23 protein-coding genes are annotated in these 24,094 nt (G+C 42.9%); 18 read left to right on the plus strand and 5 right to left on the minus strand.

What is annotated here, in order from left to right:
* Positions 1 to 90: 90 nt before the first annotated feature.
* From atpB to H2245_RS09730, 11 genes are all read left to right on the plus strand, one after another.
* The gene (atpB, locus tag H2245_RS09680) at positions 91 to 957 is read left to right on the plus strand and encodes a F0F1 ATP synthase subunit A (RefSeq protein ID WP_182407194.1); all 867 of its coding nucleotides are present in this window, start codon (positions 91 to 93) and stop codon (positions 955 to 957) included.
* Between the two features lie 33 nt (positions 958 to 990).
* Positions 991 to 1,239, plus strand: a complete 249-nt coding sequence (atpE, locus tag H2245_RS09685) for a F0F1 ATP synthase subunit C (RefSeq protein ID WP_182407195.1) — start codon at positions 991 to 993, stop codon at positions 1,237 to 1,239.
* Between the two features lie 117 nt (positions 1,240 to 1,356).
* Complete coding sequence (locus H2245_RS09690; protein WP_182407196.1) at positions 1,357 to 1,827, plus strand: F0F1 ATP synthase subunit B; 471 nt, start codon at positions 1,357 to 1,359, stop codon at positions 1,825 to 1,827.
* A gap of 13 nt (positions 1,828 to 1,840) precedes the next feature.
* On the plus strand, positions 1,841 to 2,458 hold the full coding sequence (locus H2245_RS09695; RefSeq protein WP_182407197.1) for a F0F1 ATP synthase subunit delta: 618 nt from the start codon (positions 1,841 to 1,843) through the stop codon (positions 2,456 to 2,458).
* A 97-nt stretch (positions 2,459 to 2,555) separates the two neighbouring features.
* Positions 2,556 to 4,100, plus strand: a complete 1,545-nt coding sequence (gene atpA, locus H2245_RS09700) for a F0F1 ATP synthase subunit alpha (protein ID WP_182407198.1) — start codon at positions 2,556 to 2,558, stop codon at positions 4,098 to 4,100.
* A gap of 178 nt (positions 4,101 to 4,278) precedes the next feature.
* Positions 4,279 to 5,160 (plus strand): F0F1 ATP synthase subunit gamma, encoded by an 882-nt coding sequence (gene atpG / locus H2245_RS09705; RefSeq protein ID WP_182407199.1) that lies wholly within the window; start codon positions 4,279 to 4,281, stop codon positions 5,158 to 5,160.
* Between the two features lie 38 nt (positions 5,161 to 5,198).
* A complete protein-coding gene (gene atpD, locus H2245_RS09710; protein WP_182407200.1) occupies positions 5,199 to 6,632 on the plus strand; it encodes a F0F1 ATP synthase subunit beta in 1,434 nt (477 codons plus the stop codon).
* 99 nt (positions 6,633 to 6,731) lie between these two features.
* A complete protein-coding gene (locus H2245_RS09715) occupies positions 6,732 to 7,148 on the plus strand; it encodes a F0F1 ATP synthase subunit epsilon (protein WP_182407201.1) in 417 nt (138 codons plus the stop codon).
* Between the two features lie 602 nt (positions 7,149 to 7,750).
* Entirely contained in the window at positions 7,751 to 8,461 is a 711-nt protein-coding gene (locus H2245_RS09720) for a response regulator (RefSeq protein WP_062536526.1), read from the plus strand.
* A gap of 284 nt (positions 8,462 to 8,745) precedes the next feature.
* Positions 8,746 to 10,428: an ATP-binding protein gene (locus tag H2245_RS09725; protein ID WP_182407202.1), complete on the plus strand. Its 1,683-nt coding sequence runs from the start codon at positions 8,746 to 8,748 to the stop codon at positions 10,426 to 10,428.
* 65 nt (positions 10,429 to 10,493) lie between these two features.
* Entirely contained in the window at positions 10,494 to 10,673 is a 180-nt protein-coding gene (locus tag H2245_RS09730) for a hypothetical protein (RefSeq protein ID WP_182407203.1), read from the plus strand.
* 144 nt (positions 10,674 to 10,817) lie between these two features.
* On the opposite strand, the gene H2245_RS09735 is transcribed toward H2245_RS09730, so the two are convergent.
* Positions 10,818 to 12,263 carry an ATP-binding protein gene (locus H2245_RS09735; RefSeq protein ID WP_182407204.1) on the minus strand — a complete coding sequence of 482 codons (1,446 nt, stop codon included), beginning with the start codon at positions 12,261 to 12,263 and terminating at the stop codon, positions 10,818 to 10,820.
* Positions 12,264 to 12,622: 359 nt separating this feature from the next.
* Here H2245_RS09735 and rpsP point away from each other — a divergent pair, with 359 nt between their 5' ends.
* The 4 genes from rpsP to rplS all read left to right on the plus strand — a co-directional run bounded on the left by rpsP (position 12,623) and on the right by rplS (position 15,048).
* Entirely contained in the window at positions 12,623 to 12,892 is a 270-nt protein-coding gene (gene rpsP / locus H2245_RS09740) for a 30S ribosomal protein S16 (protein ID WP_021812802.1), read from the plus strand.
* Between the two features lie 174 nt (positions 12,893 to 13,066).
* On the plus strand, positions 13,067 to 13,600 hold the full coding sequence (rimM, locus tag H2245_RS09745) for a ribosome maturation factor RimM (RefSeq protein ID WP_182407205.1): 534 nt from the start codon (positions 13,067 to 13,069) through the stop codon (positions 13,598 to 13,600).
* Between the two features lie 75 nt (positions 13,601 to 13,675).
* Positions 13,676 to 14,443 (plus strand): tRNA (guanosine(37)-N1)-methyltransferase TrmD, encoded by a 768-nt coding sequence (trmD, locus tag H2245_RS09750; RefSeq protein ID WP_182407206.1) that lies wholly within the window; start codon positions 13,676 to 13,678, stop codon positions 14,441 to 14,443.
* A 212-nt stretch (positions 14,444 to 14,655) separates the two neighbouring features.
* Positions 14,656 to 15,048, plus strand: coding sequence for a 50S ribosomal protein L19 (gene rplS / locus H2245_RS09755; RefSeq protein WP_182407207.1), 393 nt, complete (start codon positions 14,656 to 14,658; stop codon positions 15,046 to 15,048).
* Positions 15,049 to 15,309: 261 nt separating this feature from the next.
* Here rplS and H2245_RS09760 read toward each other — a convergent pair whose 3' ends face one another.
* Positions 15,310 to 15,867 carry a DUF4442 domain-containing protein gene (locus H2245_RS09760; protein WP_182407208.1) on the minus strand — a complete coding sequence of 186 codons (558 nt, stop codon included), beginning with the start codon at positions 15,865 to 15,867 and terminating at the stop codon, positions 15,310 to 15,312.
* Between the two features lie 741 nt (positions 15,868 to 16,608).
* Between H2245_RS09760 and H2245_RS09765 the strand changes: the two genes are divergently transcribed.
* Positions 16,609 to 18,132, plus strand: a complete 1,524-nt coding sequence (locus tag H2245_RS09765) for a DUF3360 family protein (protein WP_220464417.1) — start codon at positions 16,609 to 16,611, stop codon at positions 18,130 to 18,132.
* Positions 18,133 to 18,259: 127 nt separating this feature from the next.
* Positions 18,260 to 20,122: an excinuclease ABC subunit UvrC gene (uvrC, locus tag H2245_RS09770; RefSeq protein WP_182407209.1), complete on the plus strand. Its 1,863-nt coding sequence runs from the start codon at positions 18,260 to 18,262 to the stop codon at positions 20,120 to 20,122.
* Positions 20,123 to 20,596: 474 nt separating this feature from the next.
* On the opposite strand, the gene H2245_RS09775 is transcribed toward uvrC, so the two are convergent.
* The 3 genes from H2245_RS09775 to lgt are packed head-to-tail and all read right to left on the minus strand — an operon-like array spanning position 20,597 to position 22,991.
* Entirely contained in the window at positions 20,597 to 21,163 is a 567-nt protein-coding gene (locus H2245_RS09775) for a dihydrofolate reductase (protein WP_182407210.1), read from the minus strand.
* 34 nt (positions 21,164 to 21,197) lie between these two features.
* Positions 21,198 to 22,058 carry a thymidylate synthase gene (locus H2245_RS09780; protein ID WP_182407211.1) on the minus strand — a complete coding sequence of 287 codons (861 nt, stop codon included), beginning with the start codon at positions 22,056 to 22,058 and terminating at the stop codon, positions 21,198 to 21,200.
* Positions 22,059 to 22,106: 48 nt separating this feature from the next.
* A complete protein-coding gene (gene lgt, locus H2245_RS09785) occupies positions 22,107 to 22,991 on the minus strand; it encodes a prolipoprotein diacylglyceryl transferase (RefSeq protein ID WP_182407212.1) in 885 nt (294 codons plus the stop codon).
* Between the two features lie 226 nt (positions 22,992 to 23,217).
* On the opposite strand from lgt, the gene H2245_RS09790 reads away from it, so the two are divergent.
* Positions 23,218 to 24,036, plus strand: a complete 819-nt coding sequence (locus tag H2245_RS09790) for an NRDE family protein (protein ID WP_182407213.1) — start codon at positions 23,218 to 23,220, stop codon at positions 24,034 to 24,036.
* The last annotated feature ends 58 nt before the right edge of the window (positions 24,037 to 24,094 follow it).

The following is a 24,094-nucleotide window of genomic DNA, read 5'->3' on the forward strand; positions in this document are numbered from 1 at the left end:
TCGTGCATTGTGTCGGGCTTACCCCTGCATCAGGTGACAACCATTTTTTTGGTAGTTGATTAAATCGTTGATTAATAAGAAGCTTACATTATGGCAGCCGAGCAAACATCATCAGAATATATCTCTCACCACTTAACGAATTGGACGTACGGCTATCTGCCGGGCGAAGGTTGGAAAGTTGCACATACCGCTGAAGAAGCAGGGTTAATGGGCTTTAAAGCTATCCACCTTGATTCCATGTTGTGGTCAATTGGTTTGGGTATCCTGTTTTGTGCGATCTTTTGGATGGTTGCCAGAAAAGTAACCTCAGGAGTGCCTGGTAAACTACAGGCAGCCGTTGAGATGATCGTTGAATTCGTTGATAACAACGTTCGCGACTCTTACAGCGGTACATCAAAATTGGTTGCGCCCTTAGCGCTGACCATTTTTGTGTGGATATTCCTGATGAACTTAATGGACTTGTTGCCTATCGACTTTATTCCAAGTCTAGCAGGACAAGTTGGCGCCATGATGGGTCATGACCCACATCATGTATTCTTTAAGATTGTACCAACCACAGATCCCAATATTACTTTAGGCATGTCATTTTCTGTCTTTATACTGATTTTATTTTATAGTATTAAAGAAAAAGGCTTGGGCGGATTTGTAGGCGAGTTAACCCTGCATCCGTTTAGTGCCAAAAATCCTATTTTACAAATCATTTTAATACCCATCAACTTTATCTTAGAGTTTGTAACTCTAATAGCCAAGCCAATCTCTTTAGGATTGCGACTATTCGGTAACATGTATGCCGGTGAGTTGATTTTCATACTGATTGCCCTGATGCCATTTTGGATTCAATGGGCGTTATCAGTACCGTGGGCTATTTTCCACATCTTAATTATTACCCTCCAAGCGTTCGTATTTATGATGCTGACCATAGTTTACATGTCACTTGCATCATCAACTGAACATTAATTAGACATTCAATAGGTAAATGAGGATACATCAATGGATCCAGTATTAGGTGGTTATACAGTTATCGCAGTAGCAATACTTATCGGTTTAGGCGCACTAGGCACCGGTATTGGCTTTGCAATCTTAGGTGGCAAATTCTTAGAAGGCGTTGCCCGTCAGCCAGAACTTGGTTCACAGTTGCAAACCCGTATGTTCATCGTCGCAGGTTTGCTTGATGCTATTCCGATGATCGGTGTTGGTATCGCCATGCTATTGTTATTCGCAAACCCTCTAGCAGGTTAATCAGAAAGCTCAGTTGTAAATGTTTGGTAGTCAAAATTTGTATTTTAAACGTAGTCAAAGTTTGGCTATCAAATATGATCAATGACACTGATTTTTCATTAACAAAGAGGTGATCACGTGAATATCAATTCTACCCTCATCGGTCAAGCCATTGCTTTTGCAATCTTTGTGATGTTCTGCATGAAATTCGTGTGGCCACCACTTATTGGCGCAATTAATGACCGTCAGCGTAAAATTGCTGAAGGCTTAAGTGCTGCTGAAAAAGCAAAAGCAGACTTGGCAACCGCTGAGCAAGATGTACAGCAAGAGCTTGATTTGGCAAAAACAAAAGCGGCTGCATTAATTGAGCAGGCGAATAAAAGTGCCAACCAACTTGTTGAAGATGCAAAATCGCAAGCCCAAGTGGAAGGCGAACGTATCCGTCAGCAAGCACAAGCGGCAATTGATCAAGAGATCAATCAAGCACGTGAATCATTGCGTGCCCAAGTGGCAGAGCTTGCAGTACTGGGTGCTGAAAAGATTTTGCAAGACAAAGTCGATATGCAAACACATGCCAGAATGTTAGACCAACTGGCGGCGAAGCTGTAATTGTGAGGATAACATGGCTGACTTATCAACCTTAGCACGACCCTACGCGAAAGCCGCGTTTGACTATGCCAATGAGAACGGGGTAGTAAATGAGTGGGAAGACTTCTTGTTTATTGCCGGAACGATTGTCAAAGACAAATCGTTCCAACCATTGCTAGACAATCCAGCCGTCTCTGCTGAGCAAAAGTCAGCCGCTTTGGTCGATCTTTATGATACACAAGTGGCAAGCGCCAATGGTTCTGCTTTACAGCTGTTGTTAGACAGCACGCAGGGTCATGGCGATACTGCCCACTATCCTAAAGTATCAACCGCGCTTAGCAACTTCGTTATTCAGTTATCAGAGCACGAGCGTCTGGCGCTGCTGCCTGAAGTTTATGAGCATTATCGTCATCATAAGGCGCTAAGCTTAAAGCAACTTGACGCTTATGTGACCTCTGCCTATCCTTTAACCGATGCACAGCGCGAGCTGTTTCAATCACGTCTTGCTACCTCGCTTAATGCCAGCGTAGTGATTCATGAGTCGGTTGATGCAAGTCTTTTGGCAGGCGCGACGATCAAAGTTGGCGACAAAGTCATCGATGATTCTATGCGTGGCAAGTTACAACAGTTAAAAACACAGCTAACGGCCTAATACCAATCATGAACGCAAACTTGCCTTATCGGGTGTGCGTGATATAAGAGTATTTAAGTCAGTAGGCGGGTTATCATAAATTAAAGGAAACACGGCAATGCAACAATTGAATCCAGCGGAAATCAGTAATCTGATTAAGCAGCGCATTCAAGACCTTGATGCAGGTGCAACTGCAAAAAATGAAGGCACGATTGTCAAAGTATCTGACGGTATCGTGCAAATTCATGGTCTTGAAGATGCCATGTATGGCGAGATGATTGAATTTGAAGGCGAAGTTTACGGTATGGCGCTGAACTTAGAGCGTGATTCTGTGGGCGCGGTAGTCCTTGGTGATTACTTAAAACTACAAGAAGGTCAAAAAGCCTATTGTACAGGTCGCATTCTTGAAGTTCCGGTAGGTCCTGAGCTGCTAGGTCGTGTTGTTGATGCTTTAGGTAACCCTATTGATGGCAAAGGTCCTATCAACGCTAAGCTTACTGATAAAGTTGAAAAAATCGCCCCAGGCGTTATCGACCGTCAATCAGTAGATCAGCCAGTAATGACTGGTTATAAAGCTGTTGATACCATGATTCCAATCGGTCGTGGTCAGCGTGAGCTTATCATTGGTGACCGTCAGACCGGTAAAACGGCAATGGCAATCGATGCGATTATCGCGCAAAAAGATTCTGGCATTAAGTGTGTGTATGTGGCTATCGGTCAGAAACGTTCAACGATTGCGAACGTGGTTCGTAAACTTGAGCAAACTGGTGCATTAGCATATACCACTGTCGTTGTGGCGTCAGCGTCAGAGCCAGCAGCACTACAATATATTGCACCGTACTCAGGTTGTACGATGGGCGAATATTTCCGTGACCGCGGTGAAGATGCGCTGATTGTCTTTGATGATTTATCAAAGCAAGCAGTAGCATATCGTCAGATTTCACTATTGCTACGTCGTCCGCCAGGTCGCGAAGCTTATCCTGGTGACGTATTCTATTTACACTCACGTTTACTTGAGCGTGCCTCACGCGTGAACGCAGCGTATGTAGAAAAATTCACCAATGGTGAAGTGGTTGGTAAAACTGGTTCTTTAACCGCGTTACCGATTATTGAAACTCAGGCGGGTGACGTATCAGCATTCGTACCGACCAACGTAATTTCAATTACTGATGGTCAGATTTTCTTAGAGTCAAGCCTATTTAACTCAGGTATCCGTCCAGCAGTGAACGCTGGTATTTCGGTATCACGTGTTGGTGGTGCGGCGCAAACTAAGATTATTAAAAAGCTATCTGGTGGTATCCGTACCGCTTTAGCACAGTATCGTGAATTGGCTGCGTTTGCTCAGTTTGCATCGGATCTTGATGATGTGACTCGCGAACAGTTGGATCATGGTGAGCGTGTGACTGAACTGATGAAGCAAAAACAGTATCAGCCGATGTCTATTGCTGAACAAGCTGCGGTTATCTATGCCTCAAACGAAGGCTTTTTAGCGGATGTACCGGTTGAAAAAATTGGTGCTTTTGAAGAAAGCTACTTACGCTATATGCGTGATGAGCAAGCGGCATTAATGACTGAGATTGATGAGACTGCAAACTACAATGATGATATTTCTAGTCGTTTGAAGTCAGCTATTGAGACCTTTAAAACAAACCACAGTTATTAATTTAACGGGTTTGGTTGGTTGCTTACGAGTGGTGCGATGTCTTATATAGACTGTCACGCCGCTTTTCCCGCAACCAACGGCATGTAATCGCGTAGTGCCACGAGATATTAATACCTTGTTTTATATTAAAAAATTGTGACCTGCGCCAATGCTTTTAACCCTCTATATTGGAATCATTATGGCAAACTTAAAAGAAATACGTGCCAAAGTCACCAGTATTCAAAGCACCCAAAAAATTACTCGCGCCATGCAAATGGTTGCTGCAAGTAAAATGCGCCGTGCTCAAGAGCGCATGGTGGTGGGTCGCCCGTATGCTGATAGTATGCGCCGGGTTATCTCGCATTTGGTGCATGCTTCATCCGATTATAAACACCCGTATATGGAAGCGCGTCCGGTTAATAAGGTGGGTTACATCGTTATCACCTCCGACCGCGGACTTGCTGGTGGCTTGAATATTAATTTATTCAAAGCATTAAGCAAAAATATTAAAACCTATCAAGACCAGTCTGTACACGCTGAATTTGCGGTTATTGGTTCTAAAGGCGTCAGCTTCTTTAAAAGCTTTGGCGGTAAAGTCACCTCAGCAATCACAGATTATGGTGACAATCCGACTTTTGAGCAGTTAAATGCGCCGGTTCAAGCAATGCTTGACGACTATAATACGGGCAAAATAGACCGCATTTATGTGGTATATAATCAGTTTATTAATGCCATGACCCAAAAGCCGACGATTACGCAATTGGTGCCGCTACCAGAAGGTGCATTGAATGATGAAAACAGTGGCATAGAGACTGAATTGAGCTGGGATTATATCTATGAGCCTGATATCGAGACTCTAATTGATGGTCTGCTTGGACGCTATATTGAATCGATTGTCTATCAAGCAGTCATGGAAAACATTGCCTCTGAGCAGTCGTCGCGTATGGTAGCAATGAAAGCAGCCACAGATAATGCTGGTGACCTCATTAACGATTTACAGTTGGTTTATAACAAGCTGCGTCAAGCGGCGATTACCCGAGAAATCTCGGAAATCGTTGGCGGTGCTGCCGCTGTTTCATAATTGACACCCCCTATATATAGAAGATCAAGGAGAACGCAATGAGTAGCGGTCGTATTGTACAGATTATTGGCGCGGTTCTTGACGTTGAGTTCAACCGTAATGAAGTTCCTCAGATTTATGATGCCTTGCAAGTAGATGGTACCGACACTACCCTAGAAGTACAGCAGCAGTTGGGCGATGGCATTGTACGTACTATTGCCATGGGTTCAACGGAAGGCTTAAAACGTAATTTGCCAGTGACTAACACCGGCGCCCCTATTTCTGTGCCCGTTGGTATGGGTACTTTGGGTCGTATTATGGATGTTCTTGGTCGTCCAATCGATGAAGAAGGTCCAGTTATTGCTGATGAGAAATGGTCGATTCATCGTGAAGCGCCAAGCTACGCTGAGCAATCAAACAGCACTGAATTGCTAGAGACTGGTATTAAAGTTATCGACTTACTATGCCCGTTTGCTAAAGGTGGTAAAGTTGGTCTGTTCGGTGGTGCTGGTGTTGGTAAAACCGTCAACATGATGGAATTGATCAACAACATCGCGCTTAAACACGAAGGCTTGTCTGTGTTTGCAGGTGTTGGTGAGCGTACGCGTGAAGGCAATGACTTTTATCACGAAATGCAAGAAGCGGGCGTTGTTAATACCGAAGACTTTAGCAAATCTAAAGTGGCGATGGTATATGGTCAGATGAATGAGCCACCGGGTAACCGTTTGCGTGTGGCGCTGTCTGGTTTGACCATGGCTGAGTATTTCCGTGATACTAAAGATCCAGAAACCGGTAAAGGTCGCGACGTTCTATTATTCGTTGATAATATCTATCGTTATACGCTTGCCGGTACTGAGGTATCTGCATTGCTAGGTCGTATGCCATCAGCAGTTGGTTATCAGCCAACACTAGCTGAAGAGATGGGTATGCTGCAAGAACGTATTACTTCTACGCAATCAGGTTCAATCACCTCTGTGCAAGCGGTATATGTACCTGCGGATGACTTGACCGATCCATCACCTGCTACTACCTTTGCTCACTTAGATGCAACTGTAGTACTAAGCCGTGATATCGCCTCACAAGGTATTTATCCTGCGGTAGATCCACTCGATTCAACGTCACGTCAGCTCGATCCACAAGTGATCGGCGAAGAGCATTACAATGTTGCTCGCGGCGTGCAAGAAGTATTGCAGCGTTATAAAGAACTTAAAGACATCATCGCTATTTTGGGTATGGATGAGTTGTCAGAAGAAGATAAACTGGTTGTTTATCGCGCCCGTAAGATTCAGCGCTTCTTATCTCAGCCATTCCACGTGGCGGAAGTATTCACCGGTGCACCTGGTAAATATGTATCATTACGTGACACCATCGCCAGCTTTAAAGCCATTATCGCTGGTGAATATGATGACCTACCAGAGCAAGCATTCTACATGGCAGGTGGTATTGATGAAGTCGTTGCTAAAGCAGAAAAAATGAAATCTTCTGCCGCGTAATTGGTTTACTTCTCTAAAAATTAGTAAATAGCTCGTAATAGGTCTATTTACTAATACGCATTACCGTTTTCTAGTCGCTTGAATAGTAAGGAGTAAGGGATGGCAACGTTTCAATGTCGCATCGTAAGTGCCCGTGAAGAGTTATATTCAGGGGAAATCAGCATGTTGATCGCTACGGGTAGCGAAGGCGAAGTTGGTGTCCTACCAGGTCATACACCACTGATTACCTTACTAAAACCGGGACCGATGCGCGTACAAACTGCTAATGGCGAAGAAGTGGTTATTTATGTGTCAGGCGGTGTATTAGAAGTACAACCAAAGATGGTCACGGTATTGGCTGATACTGCGACGCGTGCGCATAACCTTGACGAAAGTAAAATCGTTGAAGCTCGTAGGAAAGCAGAGCAAATGCTGGTCAATCAATCTGATACCTTGCAAACCAATGCGGCATTAGCATCATTGGCAGAGTCAGTGGCACAGCTACAAACGATTCGTAAATTTAAAAATCGTGCCTAATGGTTGTTTTTAATATTGTTTTTTAAGATTGTGTTAGATTTTACGTACTTTAGCTTATGCGTACTTAAATGATAAATACTTAGCATGATTACCCAAAAAACCAGCTTATTTTAAGCTGGTTTTTTTTGTTTGTTAAATAGTCATGGCATTTCTATTTTTTTCACCGTTACGATTGGTACTAAACGTAAATCGTTGATAAGTTAGGGCACATAATATGAGTGATATACTGGTTAATATCTTGTTATTTGGTTATATTATAGGGTAGCCATTATTTGAGTGGTTAATAGAAAGTTGAGCATAGGTGTTTGGTAATAAAAAGCTCAGCACAAACGAGTTATGTACGTAGCTAAGTATAAAAAACAGTATGTGCTTATCTTTTATCAGCGTAATTATCTTAATTATTGGACGCAAACTAACGTTTTAGTCAGTGTTACTTATAGGTTTTGTTAACAATAATAGGCTATAGTATGGGAAGCCACACGTTTGATAGTATACTATGCTACCGCATTTACATCCCTTATATGCATATGAATTATGCCACTTTATTATCCTATTAACTTTTCTTGTTTTACTTCTATATATTAAAGGATATCATGATGACAATGAACGAAGACGACAACACACCAAGAATCCTAATTGTTGAGGACGATGAACGCTTAGCCATGTTGACTCAAGATTATTTGGTCAAAAACGGTTTGGAAGTGGCGATCGAAACTGACGGTAACCGCGCTATTCGCCGTATCGTTAATGAGCAGCCTGATTTGGTGGTGCTCGATGTTATGTTGCCTGGTAGTGATGGTTTAACGGTATGCCGTGAAGTACGCCCGCATTATCAAAACCCTATTCTGATGTTGACTGCGCGTACTGAAGACATGGATCAGGTATTGGGTTTAGAGATGGGCGCAGATGATTATGTCGCCAAACCTGCTCAGCCACGTGTTTTGCTCGCTCGTATTCGTGCCTTACTGCGCCGCTCTGAAAACGCGCCATCAGAAGATGTGCCGCAGCGTTTAGAGTTTGGTGAGTTAATTATTGACAATGGTGGTCGTTCGGTCATGCTTGGCGAAGAATTGGTTGATTTTACCAGTGCTGAATATGACTTATTATGGTTGCTTGCTTCTAATGCCGGACGTATCTTGTCGCGTGAAGACATCTTTGAGCGTCTACGTGGTATTGAATATGATGGTCAAGATCGCTCTATTGACGTGCGTATTTCGCGTATTCGTCCAAAAATCGGTGATGATCCAGAGAATCCAAAACGTATTAAAACCGTACGCAGTAAAGGTTATTTGTTCGTTAAAGAAGGCAACTAATTTACGCTATTGCTATTAGTCATTAATATGATTGCTTTAGCAGTAATGGTTTAAATAATATAACCTATTTGCTAGGTAAATATCATAAGTCATTCTAAAGCTGTTCTAATATCACGAAAAACCAGCACTATGCTGGTTTTTTTATGGGTGGAGGTTAATTTTTGTCCTTGATCGTCTGGTTATGTGGTTTAATTGAGCGTTAGCGTTCAGGCGCTAAGATTGATTAAAGCGATCCTGATTATTTGGTCATTATATTATTATCTACTAGGTTGGTTACGTCACGTATGTCATTAATCTCTTCTTTAAAACACAGTATCTTCGTGCGTATTTACGCTGGGCTATTGATTGTCTGTTTGTGTGTGGCACTATTTGCGCAATTATTGATGGAGACAATCAATAAGGAGCGGGTACAGTCATACCGCGAGAATATGGCGACCGGGGCTTTTTATCTGATTAGCCAAGGTATTGATCGTCAGGATAGCAAATCTCAGCGCGATTATTGGTTATCAGATGCCAGCAGTTTATTTGGCTCAAAGTTTCATATTGTACCTTTACAGCAGGTAAATTTTAGCTCTAGTGAGCTACGTCGGTTTGAGAAAGGCGAGACAGTCGTTCGCTACGACAACAAGAAAAATTATGCCGATGTCTATCATCGTTTGCAAGAGCGTGATGTTGCACTGACGGTTAGAATAGCGCAGGTTACTGAGCAGCAGGTGCGCGCTTTGGCAGTATTTTTACTCGATGATATGTCTTACTATACGACCCTATCGGCTAAGCGCGCCCGTTTGGTAGATTTAGAAGATAAGTTTCCCTTTCCGCTAGCACTTGAAGGGGTGAATGACCTTAATCTAGATAGTGATCAATTAGCACGCTTGCGCCGTGATGAAGTGGTTATTTTATTTCAAGATACCAGCACCAGTCAAAGTAACTCTTCCATTCGAATTATTGTGCCATCAGAAATTAATGATATGGCAATTTTAATGGGTCCGATACCACTGTTTAATTGGTTTCCACTCAATCTTATTATCAGTATGGTACTGATTAGTATGTTCTTAATTAGCTTAGGCGTGTATGCGTTAATTTTCCCGCTTGAACGTAAATTACAACTGATTCAGGTCGGGGTAAATGAGGTCAGTCAAGGTAATCTTGACAGTCAAGTACAGGTTATTGGGCAAGATGAAATTGCGCGCTTGTCTGCCACGTTCAATGCTATGACCTCACATATCAAACGCTTGATTGAGTCGCAACGTGAGCTGACGCGTGCGGTATCTCATGAGTTGCGTACGCCTGTGGCACGTATTCGTTTTGCAGTCGATATGCTGGCAGATACGGACGATGAAGATTCGCGTTTTATGCAGCGTGATTATATCGATGAAGATATTGAGGCGCTTAATGGTCTTATCGATGAGATTTTGACCTACGCAAAACTGGAAGAAGGCTCTCCAAAACTAGATCTTGAACCGGTTAATTTTAAAGAGTTGATTGAGCAAATCGTACGCGAGACTAATGCGTTAGGTAAAGATATTAAAATTATCGGCAAGCCACCAAGTTCGAAAGTGACAGCAATTGCAGATCGCCGCTACTTGCACCGCGTGATTCAAAACCTTGCGGGTAATGCGCTGCGTTATGCTGAGTCAACCATTATCATCAGTGCTGGGGTAAGAAAGGGTAATGCTTTTGTTTGTGTTGAAGATGATGGACACGGTATATCAGAAGCTGACAGAGAAAAAGTGTTTATTCCCTTCTCGCGCTTGGATGATAGTCGGACACGAGCTTCAGGCGGTTACGGGCTAGGCTTATCGATTGTGTCACGGATTGCCTTTTGGTTTAGTGGCAATATGAAGGTCGATGAGAGTCCAGAGCTGAGTGGTGCCCGTTTTACCATGACATGGCCAGTCAAGCCATTAACACAGACGATAGCAGCGGATGAAATTACTCAAGAGCAAAGCGAACGTACTTTTGGTTAAGTTAATTTTAGTTTAATGTATTTTTTGTCGTTTTAATTGATATTGATAGAGTAGGAAAAAAGATAATGCCGTATTTATTTGGTGGGTTGGTGTTACTAAATGCCGCAACGCTGGGTTATTATTTGTTTCTTCAGCAACCAAGCACCTCGAAAAGTTTTCAGGACGTACAAAATTCATTGATTTTACCTGTAGCGTTTACCAATAGCGCTGAATTTATCCCACCTGTTATTGGTAGTGAAGAATAAGATTGCAAATATACAGTCAATGAGTAATCTCTAATGAAGGCGTAAGGTATATATTATCTTACGCCTTTTATATTTAAAGATAGTGTAGATGCTAGGGCGAATGCCTTTATCACTTACTGATGATTCTTACACTTATATTTTCACTTAGTTATCAAGTGCTGCTTGAGTAAGTGTATCGGTCTTCGGCGCTTCCTCATCCTCTATTTTAGATATCAGGGGAATATGTACACAGACTTGTAAACCGCCCTGTGGATGGTTGATGGCTTCAACCGTACCATGATGGAGCCGTGCGATACGGCTGACAATGGCTAAGCCAAGTCCACTCCCTTGAGTGGTACGAGCCGTCTCACCGCGCTCAAAAGGCTGCATAATACGCTCTAATTGATCTTCCGCAACCCCATCACCGCAGTCGCGTACGCAGATAATCAATTGCTCTTGCGCCTCTTTATTGACCACATTTTCATTAATTATTTCTTCATCAGTTTCATCAACTATCGGCACAATAGTGGCTGACAAGTAAATCGGCGGTTTACCATAACGATTGGCATTGTTAACCAAGTTAATAATCAAGCGTTTGATGGACAACGGACGTACTGGCACTACTTTAAGATTTTCTGACTGGTAAATAAATTTCATCGGCGCAAACTGCACCATTACCTCTTTAAATATCGTATCCAAATCAGTCAAGCGCATCGGCTCATCGGAACCGTCTTTCATAAAGGAAATAAATTGCTCCAAGATGGCATCCATATCTTCAATATCATAGATCAATCCTTCGCGAAAGAAGTCATCCGGTAGCATCTCCGCCGTCAAGCGCATGCGAGTCAGTGGGGTACGCAAATCGTGAGAAATGCCAGCAAGCATAATAGTACGCTCTTTTTGGGATTGATTGAGCGTGGTAAACATACGATTGAACGCCATATTAACCTGGCGGATTTCCGTAGATCCACTATGCGTTGGCAGGGTCGTAGCATGACCCAAACGAATATAATTGGTCGCCGCACGCTGCAAATGCCGCAGCGGACGATTGAGCTGCTGCGACAATAAAATAATGGTTAACAGCGTTAAAATGGGCAGACCGAGCAAAAATAACAATAATAGAGGCGTGCTATATTGTGAGTAATAAATCACCGATTCGCGAATCCAAAAGCTCGTATCACGGCTGTCTTGCACCCATAACTGCGGGGTTGGTTTGAATTTAAAATAAACCTCAGCTGGACGTCCAAGCTGGGCGCTAATCTCACGCTGCAATACATTGGTAAACATGCCCACAAATGGCTTATCTTCAACTTCAGGAAATTCACTGACCGTATCTACCACGGTTACATGCGAATGTTGATAAAACCACTGGCGTACTTCTGGCTGGTCGCGCCAGTCCTTTTTAATACTATTGATGAGTTGCAGCTCACTGGTCAAATAGCGTGCATGGGTTTTTAATTCGGGCAAATACAAACTGCGCCAAAAAAACCAAAGCGATAAGCCCACACTGATAAGCACAATAAAAGCGACTGCAGTTGTTGTTATACCGCTGTGCGAGTAACTCAAAGACAAACGTTTGGCGGCACGCTTGGTTATAGGTGGGGTGGTCATAAGGCTTACTCTTACAGTGATGATAACCAGGTATGGGTGATAATATCGATAAATGGACAGCTATCAGGCAAAGTATAGTGCAATCATTGCTAATGCGCCATGTAAATACAGCGCGTCACTTAATGATAGAAAGTGCCAAAACAGACATTACATTGGTAAGAGCCTTCACATAAATATTGATATCAATAAGGATAACTTTAGGTCTAAGATCTCTCAATAATTAGTCAAAATCTAAGCTAGTAATCGCCTTTAAACCCTTGTTATAAAATAATTAAATAAACAATGTTTATATTTTCAATAAATTAAAACTATGATATAATTATGCCCTTTTTGGTATACCTGCGAAAGAGAGAATTCACATGGTTGTTATTCGTTTAGCACGGGGCGGTGCCAAGAAACGCCCATTTTATCAAGTAGTTGTTGCTGACCAACGCCGCGCGCGTGATGGCCGCTACATTGAAAACATCGGCTTTTTTAATCCGCTCGCTAAAGAGTCTGAAGAAGCAGTACGCCTAAATATGGAAGCGTACAATGCGTGGATCGCTAAAGGTGCACAACCTTCAGATCGCGTGGCTTCATTAGCAAAAGCTTACAACAAGTCTGCTGCTCAAACTGAAGCAACTGCTTAAGTTTAACTGGCATTATACTGGTAACGCATTTATTGCGTCCATCAGTTGGCTTTAGTATACATAGCGTAGCTGGTCTGACCGGTGTACGCCATTAACTGTTTATTGCTATGCGTAGATTGTTAGGTTTTTAACAGTCTTTTATTATTTACTGCTGTTTATCTCAGGTTAGCCGTTATGTCATCTGTTCCAGACGCCAATACCCTTATGAAAATCGCTCAGCTTAAGAAGCCTTATGGCATCAAAGGCTGGCTTTGGGTGTTTAGCGATACCGATGAGCATGCGGATATCTTTGCTATTAAACAGTGGTGGATGAAAACGGCTACTGGTCTAAAGCCATTAACAGTCAAAGCATGGCGCGAGCAAGGCACAGGACTTGTGGCTCAGTTTGAGCAAGTTCCTGACCGTAATATCGCTGAAACCATGAACGGTGTGACGATTTGGGTCGCAAAAGACGTGTTGCCAGAGCCCAACGAAGACGAATATTATTGGTCGGATTTAGTTGGAATGCAGGTGAAAAATGAGCAAGACGAATATTTGGGTGACATCACCGAGATGTTTGAAACTGGCGCTCATGACATCATGCGTGTGGCAGCAACCGCGAACAGTTTAGATAATGAAGAGCGGTTGATACCTTGGCATAAGCAAACCGTGCTCACCGTCGATGTGGCAGCGAAAACGGTCGTTGTCGCTTGGCAAAGCGATTATTAATATAAGCTGTTCATTCAAGTTTATTAATACAGACTTGAAGGTGTAATAGTCAAGTTGCCTTGATGTGGGATTCAGATGTATTTTGCCGTGATTAGTATTTTTCCTGAGATGTTTGCAACGATTCGTGAGTTTGGTATCACGGGGAGAGCAGTCTCTCAGGAGCAAGTCACGATTGAATGCATCAATCCGCGTGATTATACCACTGATAATTATCGCCGTATTGATGAGCGCCCGTATGGTGGCGGTCCTGGCATGGTGATGATGGCTGAGCCATTATCTAAAGCCATTAAGGATGCGCGCTTGCGAGCAAGTCAACATGGTTGCCGTATGGATAAAGTGCATTGTCCTGTGATTTATATGTCACCGCAAGGGCAGACGCTGAGTGAGAATAGCGTGGTCAGCATGGCTGAGTATTATGACGGCATGATTATATTATGTGGTCGTTACGAAGGCATTGATGAGCGCCTATTGTCACAGTATGTCGATATGGAAGTGTCATTGGGTGATTATGTACTGACCGGTGGTGAGCTGCCAGCGATGGTGCTTATGGATAGTGTGATACGTCGTCTGCCTGATATTATGGGTGATGATAAGTCAGCTGAGCAAGACTCGTTCGTCGATGGCTTGCTTGACTGTCCACATTATACTAAGCCGCATGAGTTTGCTGGTATGGCAGTACCTGAAGTTTTGCTGTCAGGACATCATGCCAATATCGCTCAGTGGCGCTTTGCTCAGCAAGTCGAGCGCACGCAAACGCGGCGCCCTGATTTATGGCAAGCGTTCACGCCATCGGTGCAGCAGGCTAAATGGCTAAAAGCTTTGGCGAAAGCAGCTAAAAAATAGCTTGATAGCTTATGATTTAAATCGTGCCGTCATTTAAACGCTCAATAAACAGTTAATCAGTAAAATTTTAAGCTGCATAAAACAGGTCATACCATAATGGCCGTTTGCTACCCCCATTTATGTTGTATCTTATGAAAAAAAGATATGATTACTTATTACAAACAGGTGATATGCGCATAGCCTCTATTATCTAATGTGAGGAGATAACTCTCATGAGCAACAAGCATCCATTGGTTCAAGTCATTGAAAACGCTCAAATTATTGAACGTCCAAGCTTTGGCCCTGGCGACACTGTCGTCGTTCAAGTAAAAGTACGTGAAGGCGAACGTGAGCGTTTACAGGCTTTTGAAGGCGTTGTTATTGCTAAGCGTAACCGCGGTTTAAACTCTGCGTTTACTGTACGTAAAATTTCAAGCGGTGTTGGTGTTGAGCGTGCATTCCAGTTGCATTCACCTATCATTGAAAGCATTGAAGTGAAACGCCGTGGCGCTGTTCGCCGTGCGAAACTATACTACTTACGTGAGCGTTCTGGTAAATCAGCACGTATCCGCGAAAAGTTGGTTGCTCGTGCTCCTAAAGCTGCTCAGAAAAAAGCTGACGCTTAGAGTACATTAGGTATCTGAGTCTCACCCTTTAGGTTAATGCCTATTGCTGATATTCGATACCGCTACCAAGTCCTCTACTATTGTAGAACTTGGCAAGCAAGCAAAAGTAGATACAAGCCCTTATTCATAGGTTTATCATATAAATAAGTAGGCGTACCAAAAAAGACAAAACCCCAATCTGTGCTGATGCCAGATTGGGGTTTTTGTATGTGTGGGTTTTAATTTTATGTACAGCTTTTAATAATAAAAACTGTGACTTTGTTATGGCTCTAGCGCCTCAATACGGCTGGTCTGGTCTTTTGAATTACTGTGCTTACGCAAGCGAATGTAAATGGTTTTGGTAACTGTAGCGATAACCTTTTGTTGATCGTCTACAATGTCGGTGTTGTATTCACGGAATACCGCATTGCCCTCCTTTGCTAACTCTTGAATCGTGGCAATTTCAGTACTAGGTACTTTCATGCGCGCGGTTACTTTACTGTGACCGGGGGCTATGAACTCTATATGCGAGCTTTTATCCCAAACTACATAACTACTGCCCAGCTGATGCATCAGAATCAGCATATAAAAAGGATCGACCATTGAATAGAGGCTACCCCCGAATTGTGTGCCAACAATATTTTTATTAAGCGCATTTAGTCCCATGTTAACCACGCATAAGCCTTGGTCTAAATCTATATGTTCAACCTTAATGCCTGCACCAATATAGGGTGCATAAGTATTGATACGCATTTTAAGTAAGTGTGGCGTCAATAGCGGCATGATGCTTTTTTTCGTTTTGCGTCTTAGTGTTTCTAAATTCTTGGGTAATAGACTCATATCTTATCCTTTAGTCTTTTATTGCCGATGCCAATTGTTTCTAAGTAATATTGACAGGCAATATCTGCTTTTTCTATTTTTATAATCGCTCGTAGACAGTCCTGACAGGGATGTGTAGGGCAGTCATCGCCTAGGTCATCATTATTAATATATTAATTTTATGATAATAAAGGTGTATAAGTTACCTATGAATGGAACAAAAGACTTTTATCATAGTGAAAGCTATCGTCCTGCTCCAGTCCTCAAGCGTAACCAAAATGTCTATTCGGTTTGTATAGCTATTAATATGTTAAAAAGTATTAAATAATTAATGGCTATGAGATGTTTGATAACAAAGGATGCACTTTACACTATTTTTATCAATAAGTTGCATAATGAATTGATACTAAGGGTTATTACGGATATTCCTTTATAACGTTGTCGAGGTCTAGTTAATTGATAGATTGAAAGAACTATCGCCAGCTCATTCATTTTTTAATCTATTCATTACCCAATAGATTCCTTTTACTGATTCTGATTCCAGATACTCCCTTTGATATTTTTAATAATAAAAACTAAATATTTTTTAAATTATCTGGATATTGATACAAAAGGTATCTTTTTAAGTGAAAAACTCGCAATCAAAAAATGGTTGGCATACAATAATGACCCATTTGTGGGGTTTAATGTGTTCTTTTCTATCTATGGAGAGTTCATGCTGCGCAAAAACAACGGATACCTCAGTCGACATAGGGAGATGGGATGAGTACTACTCCAATAGCCAATTCAGGGACGAGCCTAGCACCAGAGCGGTCTGCTGATGAGCATCAATTGCAGGGCAGTTACGCCGAGTTGCATGAGCCAAGTGCGAGTTTTAACAGTCGTGATGCTTACCTTGAACATGAACTACAAATCATGCAGCCGAAGCGCTGGCGTGCCAATCTACCCTTTCGCGATTATCGCTTTGAATATGAAGACAGTATTCCTGCGATGGCGGCAACCATTGGCAAGGTAGTAATGGTAGGGGCGATTGCTGCGACGTTTGCAGGACCGCTTGGGTTAGGCGAAGCATTTGTACTTGAAAATGTACGCTATGAGCTTCTGATCGTATCATTTTTTATTATTCTGTTTTCAGGGTTTTTGCTGCCGACTGCCAATCTAGCAGGCACTCATGGTCCGCTGATTCCTTTGATACCGATTGTGGTCGCTGCCGGTGGGCATCCGATGGCGTTTGGTTTGCTTATCGGGGCATTTGGTTTATTGCTTGCGATTAGTAAAGGTGGCAGCTTGCTGGCAAACCTGACCAGTAAGGGTGTTTGTGGCGGTCTGCTGCTATATTTGGGTTTTATTGGAACTACGTCGCAGGTTAAAAATTTATTCACGTGGGCAGAAGGTATTGGTATGTCTTATATTGCCTTTGTCGTGATTCTACTCACCATTATCCTTTATGCTATTCTAGAGAATTTTAATAAGCGTTGGCTTGCGGTGCCGCTGAGCTGTTTGTTAGGTGGCGGTGTTGCTTTTGCCTTGGGAGCCCCATTTACCTTTAAGACAGCGCCCGGTTTGCCGCATATGAGTCCCATGTATTGGTGGGGCGAGAATACGGGTTGGATGCTGGGGTTGCCCACGGTTGAGAGCTTTATTGTCGTGCTACCGTTTGCTATTTTAGCAGTCGCTATGTGGTCACCTGACTTCTTAGGGCATCAAGTTTTCCAAAAAATTAGCTATCCTAAGCGTACTGAACGTGTACTGATGGATATCGACGATACGATGGTCAGTGCCTCATTTCGTCAAGTTGCCGGTTCGGTATTGGGCGGTGCTAACTTTGCCTCCTCTTGGGGCACTTATATTGTTCCGGCAGCAATTGCCAAGCGTCCGATTCCAGCAGGAGCGGTATTGACGGCTGTTTTCTGCGTGATTGCAGGTCTCTGGGGTTATCCGATGGACTTAGCCATTTGGGAACCGGTCATGTGTGTGGCGCTGATTGTCGGGGTTTTTATTCCGCTGTTAGAGGCTGGGATGGAGATGACACGCGAAGGAAAAACCACTCAATCAGCAGCAATTGTGGTATTCGCATCGGCGTTGGTTAATCCTGCCTTTGGTTGGTCAATCACGCTTTTACTAGATAACTTGGGCTTGATTGGCTCCAAAGAGCGTAGTGCCAGCTTATCAAAAATGAGTCGCTGGATTATTCCTATGGTGATGTTTGTAGTCTTAACGGGCGTTATGGCTGTGGTCGGTATGCTGCCCGGTATTCCTGCTTTGCTCCCCAACTTTCGTCATTAATAAATAGTTATTAACCTAAGCGATAAAAATAAAAAGTCAGCTTTGTGCTGGCTTTTTTGTGCTTGCAATTTGGCTAAAATCGCCCCATAACTAGCCATAACCTAGTTTGTTGTGAGTACCGCCTGTCATGGTCACTGAGTCCACTGCTATTTCTGCTGTGCCCCCTGTATCGCTAGAGGACAAAAAAGCGCGTCTCAAGCATTTAATCCAGCGCCTGCCTAATTTGCCCGGTGTCTATAAAATGCTTGGTAAAAATGGTGATATTCTCTATGTCGGTAAGGCAAAATCGCTTAAAAGCCGCGTAAATAGCTACTTTGCCAAGACCATTGACCATCCTAAAACGCGGGCATTGGTGGCGCGAATTCATAATATTGAAACCATCATTACCCGTAGTGAAACTGAAGCGTTATTGCTTGAGCAAAATCTCATTAAAGAACATCGTCCACCTTATAACGTGTTGCTGCGTGATGATAAGTCTTATCTGTATGTATTTATTTCCGCAGATAAACCTTATCCACGACTGGCGTATGGGCGAGGCAAGGGTAATCATCAAAAGGGTCGCTTCTTTGGACCTTTTCCCTCTGCTCATGCAGCAAAAGAAACTTTGGTGCTCATGCAAAAAATGTTTCAAATGCGTCAGTGTACCAATACCTTTTTTAAACAGCGTCAACGTCCGTGCTTGGAGTATCAAATTAAACGCTGCCGTGCGCCGTGCGTCGGTTTGGTAACGGCAGAGGATTACGCAGAAGATGTGAATAATACCATTCGTTTTTTGAAGGGTGATTCCAGTGATATTCACAGTACGCTGATTACCAAAATGGAAGGCGCGGCGGAAGAATTGGATTTTGAAAAAGCCGTATTTTATCGTGATCAGCTGTCTATGTTACGCGAAGTGCAAACCAAGCAAGCGGTGTATACGGTAGAGGGTGAAGCGGATGTGATATCTATTGCCAGCCAAGCGGGTATGACGGCAGTGAATGTGCTGACGGTTCGCGGTGGGCGGGTTTTGGGCGGTAAAAATTACTTCCCTGACGTCGATAGCAGCGAGCCGATTGCCGATAATTTATCGGCATTTATTACTTCCTTTTACTTTCAAGTGACCGATGATTTGCCTGCTGAGATTATCTTAAGTCATCAGCTGCCTGACCAAGTGGCGATTAGTGAGGCATTGGCAACCCATTTTGGCAGTAAAGTCACTATTAAAACCAGCGTTCGTGAACATCGTGCGGAATGGCTCGATTTGGCAACGCTCAATGCGACGAACGCTCTTAAAACCAAACTGGGAGATTATTTAGAATTACATGCGCGTTTTGGGGCATTAAAAGACGTGTTAGCGTCAGTGACTGAACGCCCGATTGATCGTATCGAATGCTTTGATATTTCCCATACCATGGGCGAGGCGACCATTGGTAGCTGCGTAGTGTTTGATCAAGGTGGCTCGCGCCGGCGGGATTATCGTCAATATGCCATTCATGATATTGTCGGCGGTGATGATTATGCGGCGATGAAACAGGTACTCACGCGCCGTTATAAAAAGCAACCGCTACCGGATTTGTTATTGATTGATGGTGGTAAAGGTCAGTTGAGTATGGCAAAAGAAGTGCTAGTAGAATTAGGTATTCTCGGCGATACGTTACTGATTGGGGTGGCAAAAGGCGAGGGTCGGAAAGCCGGACTTGAAGTATTACACTTTTTAGATCATGAACCGCTTGATTTGCCCATGGACAGTAAGGCGCTGCATTTATTGATGCACATTCGTGATGAGGCGCATCGTTTTGCCATTACGGCGCATCGTAAAAAGCGTGATAAAAGACGGTCATCGTCGGTATTAGAAGTGATTCCGGGACTTGGGGAAAAGCGCCGCCGCGATATTCTTAATCATTTTGGCGGTATGCAGCAGTTACTTGGCGCATCGCAACAAGAATTGGCAGGCGTGCCGGGGATTGGTAAAGTGTTGGCAAATACGATTTATAAAGTGTTGCATGAATAATGCGATTTTTAATTTAAAAAAATGACAACAGCCCTAAGACTATTGTCATTCTAAAGTTAATCACTTTTAATCGTTAAAAATCAAAACTTAACTGTTGGTTCGGTTGGCTACGACAGTGTTGGCGAACATACTCCCAACGATTAAACCTATATCGCACATAGAAGCGTACGCGCACAGCTTTAGGGTAACAGCATTGAATAGCCATTGATTACTCCGTAATTATGATAAAAATTTCATAACTATGGAGACGCAGACAAATATTTAGCATTTGCTATTAATAGCATTTACTATAAAATATACAAACCCTACCAAGGTAAATAAACTTTATAAGTAAGCTAATACTGGAGTTTGTCTCCATAGCTGTCTTATCTAAAAGTTTTTTAAGCTCAGTAATTAATTTTACTGAGCTTTTTTAATTTTCCATAGACTGTTTCTCCTCTCATACGGTACATTATCAAAACTTTATTAAAAAAATTAGGCTTTTCTTTTATAAGTCACAAACTTAAAATCCAAGCTACTTTTATCATCATGCATTTTCTCAGATTCTTCTGCGACTGCAAACTCGTCTGGCAGCTCAGGGTAAAAAGCATCGCCCTCATTAATGTCCGTATCAACATGAGTCAGCTCAATGCGGTCAGTAACGCTCAGCGCCTCGCTAAACACGCGCTCGCCACCAATCACCCAAATGGTTTTTAACTGCAAATCTGCTGCCAAATCTGCTGCTTGTTGTAGGGCAGCGTCTAAATCATGCAGCACGTGCGCATTCTTTTTTTCTATCAGCCCTTGTTGCTGCGCATAATTCAACTGGGTAGTAATAATAAAACTAATGCGCTTTGGCAGTGGTTTAGAACCCATTGACTCAAAAGTCTTGCGTCCCATAATCACAATACCCTTGATGGTATCATCACTATTTTGGGTGGTCAGTTGCTTAAAATGCTGCAAGTCGGTTGGGATATGCCATGGTAAATCATTGCCTTTGCCGATACAGCGATTACGACTGATAGCGGCAATTTGCGCCACTTCGATGCTGTTGATACTCATGGTGTTACCTTTTTCTTAAAATATAAACACGTTATTAGACTGCCACAGGCGCTTTAATAGCGGGGTGCGATTCGTAGCCATCCACGCTGATATCTTCATATTCAAATGCAAAAATATCTTTAATATTAGGATTTAACGTCAAGGTTGGTAGCGCATAAAGTGAGCGTGTTAATTGCAAATCAACTTGCTCGCGATGATTTTGGTAAATGTGGCAATCTCCGCCTGTCCAAATAAATTCACCAACTTCCAAATTGCAAACCTGCGCTACCATTTGCGTCAACAACGCATAGCTGGCAATGTTAAACGGTACACCCAAAAATAGGTCTGCTGAACGTTGATACAGCTGGCAAGATAGCTTATTTTCCGCCACAAAAAACTGAAACAGCGTATGGCAAGGTGGTAAAGCAACTTGTTCCGCCTCGCAAGGATTCCAGCCTGACACAATTAAACGTCGTGAATTGGGATTGGTTTTGATTTGATGAATGACGTCCGTTATTTGGTCAACGCCATCACTCGCATAACTGCCATCAGCGTTTTTACTGGCGCCATAATTACGCCATTGATGCCCATAAATAGGACCCAAATCACCTTCAGCACGATTAAAGCGAGCCGTTTGTGCTGCGGTTGCCCATTCATTCCAAATACGCACGTTATGCTGCTGTAGATACTCAACATGGGTGCTGCCAGTTAAAAACCACAATAATTCGTACACAATAGATTTAAAATGCACTTTTTTGGTGGTTAATAATGGAAAACCATCGGCGAGATCAAAGCGTAACTGCGCCCCAAAATGGCTAATCGTTCCCGTACCAGTACGGTCACCTTTTTCAGTGCCGTTATTAATAACGTATTGCAGCAAATCCAAATAGGCTTGCTCATTTTTGCTCGTAATCATAAAACTGCTCTTTCGTATGAGTGTCATGCGGAGTAAAACTTTATCTGCTTAATAGGTGCCTTGCTTGCCCCAATCGTAGATACCGCGCTTATAAGCATAAACCAGCAACACAAAACCAAGAATAATCATCGGTGCAGATAACAATTGCCCTTTGGTCATCCATCCTAAGAGGATAAAACCTTGGTCAACATCCGGCTGTCGGAAAAACTCAATGATAAAGCGGCTGAGACCATAGCCTAATAAGAAAATAGCGGTTGCTGCCATACGCGGACGCGGCTTTGATGAATACCACCACAAGAAGATAAACAATAATAAACCTTCAGCAAAGGCTTCATAAAGCTGGGAAGGATGACGCGGCAGTAAATATTGCCCATTAACCTCAAGCATCAGCTCTTGCAGCGCAGGATTTGCTTGCAGTTGCTGCATATCAAAGGCAGCGGCTTGCGGAAAATAGGTCAGCCAGTTATAGCCACCATCTGATACTCGACCCCACAGCTCACCATTGATATAGTTACCGATACGACCAAATAATAGACCGGTTGGCACCACGGGCACCACAAAATCAAAGACTTCAAACGGTGACTTTTTATATTTGCGTGCAAAAAGCCACATGCCCAGCATTACGCCAATAAATCCGCCGTGAAAGGACATACCGCCTTCCCAAACCTTTAGCAGATAAGCTGGATTTTGCAACAGCTCGCCAAATTGGTAAAACAGCACATAACCGATGCGACCGCCTAAGATAACCCCAAGCGCCCCGTAAAATATCAAATCGGATACCATATCCGTCGACCACGTATCACGCTTGGTGCTGCGATACCATGCCAGACCATAAGCCGCAGCAAAAGCTAATAAATACATCAAGCCGTACCAATGCACCTCTACAGGTCCAAGCGCTAAAGCTACGGGGTCAAACTGGGGATGAATCATCATAAAGGCATCATAAAAGTGATTGTGGAATGGTGCTCATGATAGCAAAAATCAACCCATAGGCATACACTCGTTATGGATGCAGTTTTGTGTCACAAGCAATTTTGAGTAGTGGCTTATATAAAGTCTGAGTGATAAGAAATCAAAAATAACGCTAGAATAAAGACAGATAAATTAGTGTTAAAATCTTAGATTGGAATTTTGGAAAGTCTAAAATCTAAGGAGTTTTATGTGTATTGTCGCCATCGCTTGGCAATTGTTTGATGAGTTGCCGTTAATACTATTGTCTAACCGCGATGAGTTTTTGCAGCGTCCGACTGAACCTCTGCATCAGTGGACGGACAAGCCTATTTTTGCGGGAAGAGATGAGCAGAGCGGAGGTACATGGCTCGGTATTCATCAAGAAATCCAACCGCACCACCATCAAAACGGACGCTGGGCAGCAGTGCTTAACTTTCGTGATGGCGCACAGGCAAGTGATAATGAGCGTTCACGTGGTGAGTTAGTGACTGACTTTTTAACCAGTCATTTAAGTCCGATGGAGTTTGCCCGCCAAATTAGTTTGCAAGACTATGCCGGATTTAATCTCATTATTGGCGATGCTCAGCAAGCAGTAATGATTAATAATCGTGGTCATGCGCCAACGCCACTTTATGCAGGGTTGCATGTATTTTCTAATGGTCAGCCAGAAGATAGCTGGTTTAAAACTGAACGACTGCGCAGCCGTTTGCGTCAAGAAGTCCTGCCATTAATAAGCGAAAACAGTGTGCCTCAATATTGGCAAGACACTGCACTTACCGTTATGTCAGACATCACCAAAGCTCCGGAAGGTGATTTGCCAAATACTGGTATGGGCAAATCTATTGAACAGGCGTTATCCTCTGTCTTTATTGAGCCGATAGCTTTATCGAATATTGAGACTACCATGCCAACTTATGGCACACGCACTCAAAGTATTTTGACTGTAAGTTATGATTCCAAGTCCAGTATTTTACCAGCCACTTATCATTTGCAATTAGACAGTCGGGAATATCAGAACATACATTAGATTAATATAAAATCCCTAAAATAAGTGTGGTTTTACTTTGAATTGCTATTCTTATGTC

The organism is Psychrobacter sp. GP33, from assembly GCF_014119005.1.
Lineage (GTDB): Bacteria > Pseudomonadota > Gammaproteobacteria > Pseudomonadales > Moraxellaceae > Psychrobacter.

What these genes read in the sequence shown, in the direction of transcription:
- rpsP (WP_021812802.1), top strand. Translation starts at nt 12,623, where the DNA reads ATGGTTGTTATTCGTTTAGCACGGGGCGGTGCCAAGAAACGCCCATTT.
- uvrC (WP_182407209.1), top strand. Translation starts at nt 18,260, where the DNA reads ATGGTCACTGAGTCCACTGCTATTTCTGCTGTGCCCCCTGTATCGCTA.
- H2245_RS09780 (WP_182407211.1), bottom strand. Translation starts at nt 22,058, where the DNA reads ATGATTACGAGCAAAAATGAGCAAGCCTATTTGGATTTGCTGCAATAC.
- H2245_RS09730 (WP_182407203.1), top strand. Translation starts at nt 10,494, where the DNA reads ATGCCGTATTTATTTGGTGGGTTGGTGTTACTAAATGCCGCAACGCTG.
- rplS (WP_182407207.1), top strand. Translation starts at nt 14,656, where the DNA reads ATGAGCAACAAGCATCCATTGGTTCAAGTCATTGAAAACGCTCAAATT.
- rimM (WP_182407205.1), top strand. Translation starts at nt 13,067, where the DNA reads ATGTCATCTGTTCCAGACGCCAATACCCTTATGAAAATCGCTCAGCTT.
- atpE (WP_182407195.1), top strand. Translation starts at nt 991, where the DNA reads ATGGATCCAGTATTAGGTGGTTATACAGTTATCGCAGTAGCAATACTT.
- lgt (WP_182407212.1), bottom strand. Translation starts at nt 22,991, where the DNA reads ATGATGATTCATCCCCAGTTTGACCCCGTAGCTTTAGCGCTTGGACCT.
- atpD (WP_182407200.1), top strand. Translation starts at nt 5,199, where the DNA reads ATGAGTAGCGGTCGTATTGTACAGATTATTGGCGCGGTTCTTGACGTT.
- atpB (WP_182407194.1), top strand. Translation starts at nt 91, where the DNA reads ATGGCAGCCGAGCAAACATCATCAGAATATATCTCTCACCACTTAACG.
- trmD (WP_182407206.1), top strand. Translation starts at nt 13,676, where the DNA reads ATGTATTTTGCCGTGATTAGTATTTTTCCTGAGATGTTTGCAACGATT.
- H2245_RS09775 (WP_182407210.1), bottom strand. Translation starts at nt 21,163, where the DNA reads ATGAGTATCAACAGCATCGAAGTGGCGCAAATTGCCGCTATCAGTCGT.
- H2245_RS09765 (WP_220464417.1), top strand. Translation starts at nt 16,609, where the DNA reads ATGAGTACTACTCCAATAGCCAATTCAGGGACGAGCCTAGCACCAGAG.
- H2245_RS09735 (WP_182407204.1), bottom strand. Translation starts at nt 12,263, where the DNA reads ATGACCACCCCACCTATAACCAAGCGTGCCGCCAAACGTTTGTCTTTG.
- atpA (WP_182407198.1), top strand. Translation starts at nt 2,556, where the DNA reads ATGCAACAATTGAATCCAGCGGAAATCAGTAATCTGATTAAGCAGCGC.
- H2245_RS09715 (WP_182407201.1), top strand. Translation starts at nt 6,732, where the DNA reads ATGGCAACGTTTCAATGTCGCATCGTAAGTGCCCGTGAAGAGTTATAT.
- H2245_RS09725 (WP_182407202.1), top strand. Translation starts at nt 8,746, where the DNA reads ATGTCATTAATCTCTTCTTTAAAACACAGTATCTTCGTGCGTATTTAC.
- H2245_RS09695 (WP_182407197.1), top strand. Translation starts at nt 1,841, where the DNA reads ATGGCTGACTTATCAACCTTAGCACGACCCTACGCGAAAGCCGCGTTT.
- H2245_RS09720 (WP_062536526.1), top strand. Translation starts at nt 7,751, where the DNA reads ATGAACGAAGACGACAACACACCAAGAATCCTAATTGTTGAGGACGAT.
- atpG (WP_182407199.1), top strand. Translation starts at nt 4,279, where the DNA reads ATGGCAAACTTAAAAGAAATACGTGCCAAAGTCACCAGTATTCAAAGC.
- H2245_RS09790 (WP_182407213.1), top strand. Translation starts at nt 23,218, where the DNA reads ATGTGTATTGTCGCCATCGCTTGGCAATTGTTTGATGAGTTGCCGTTA.
- H2245_RS09760 (WP_182407208.1), bottom strand. Translation starts at nt 15,867, where the DNA reads ATGAGTCTATTACCCAAGAATTTAGAAACACTAAGACGCAAAACGAAA.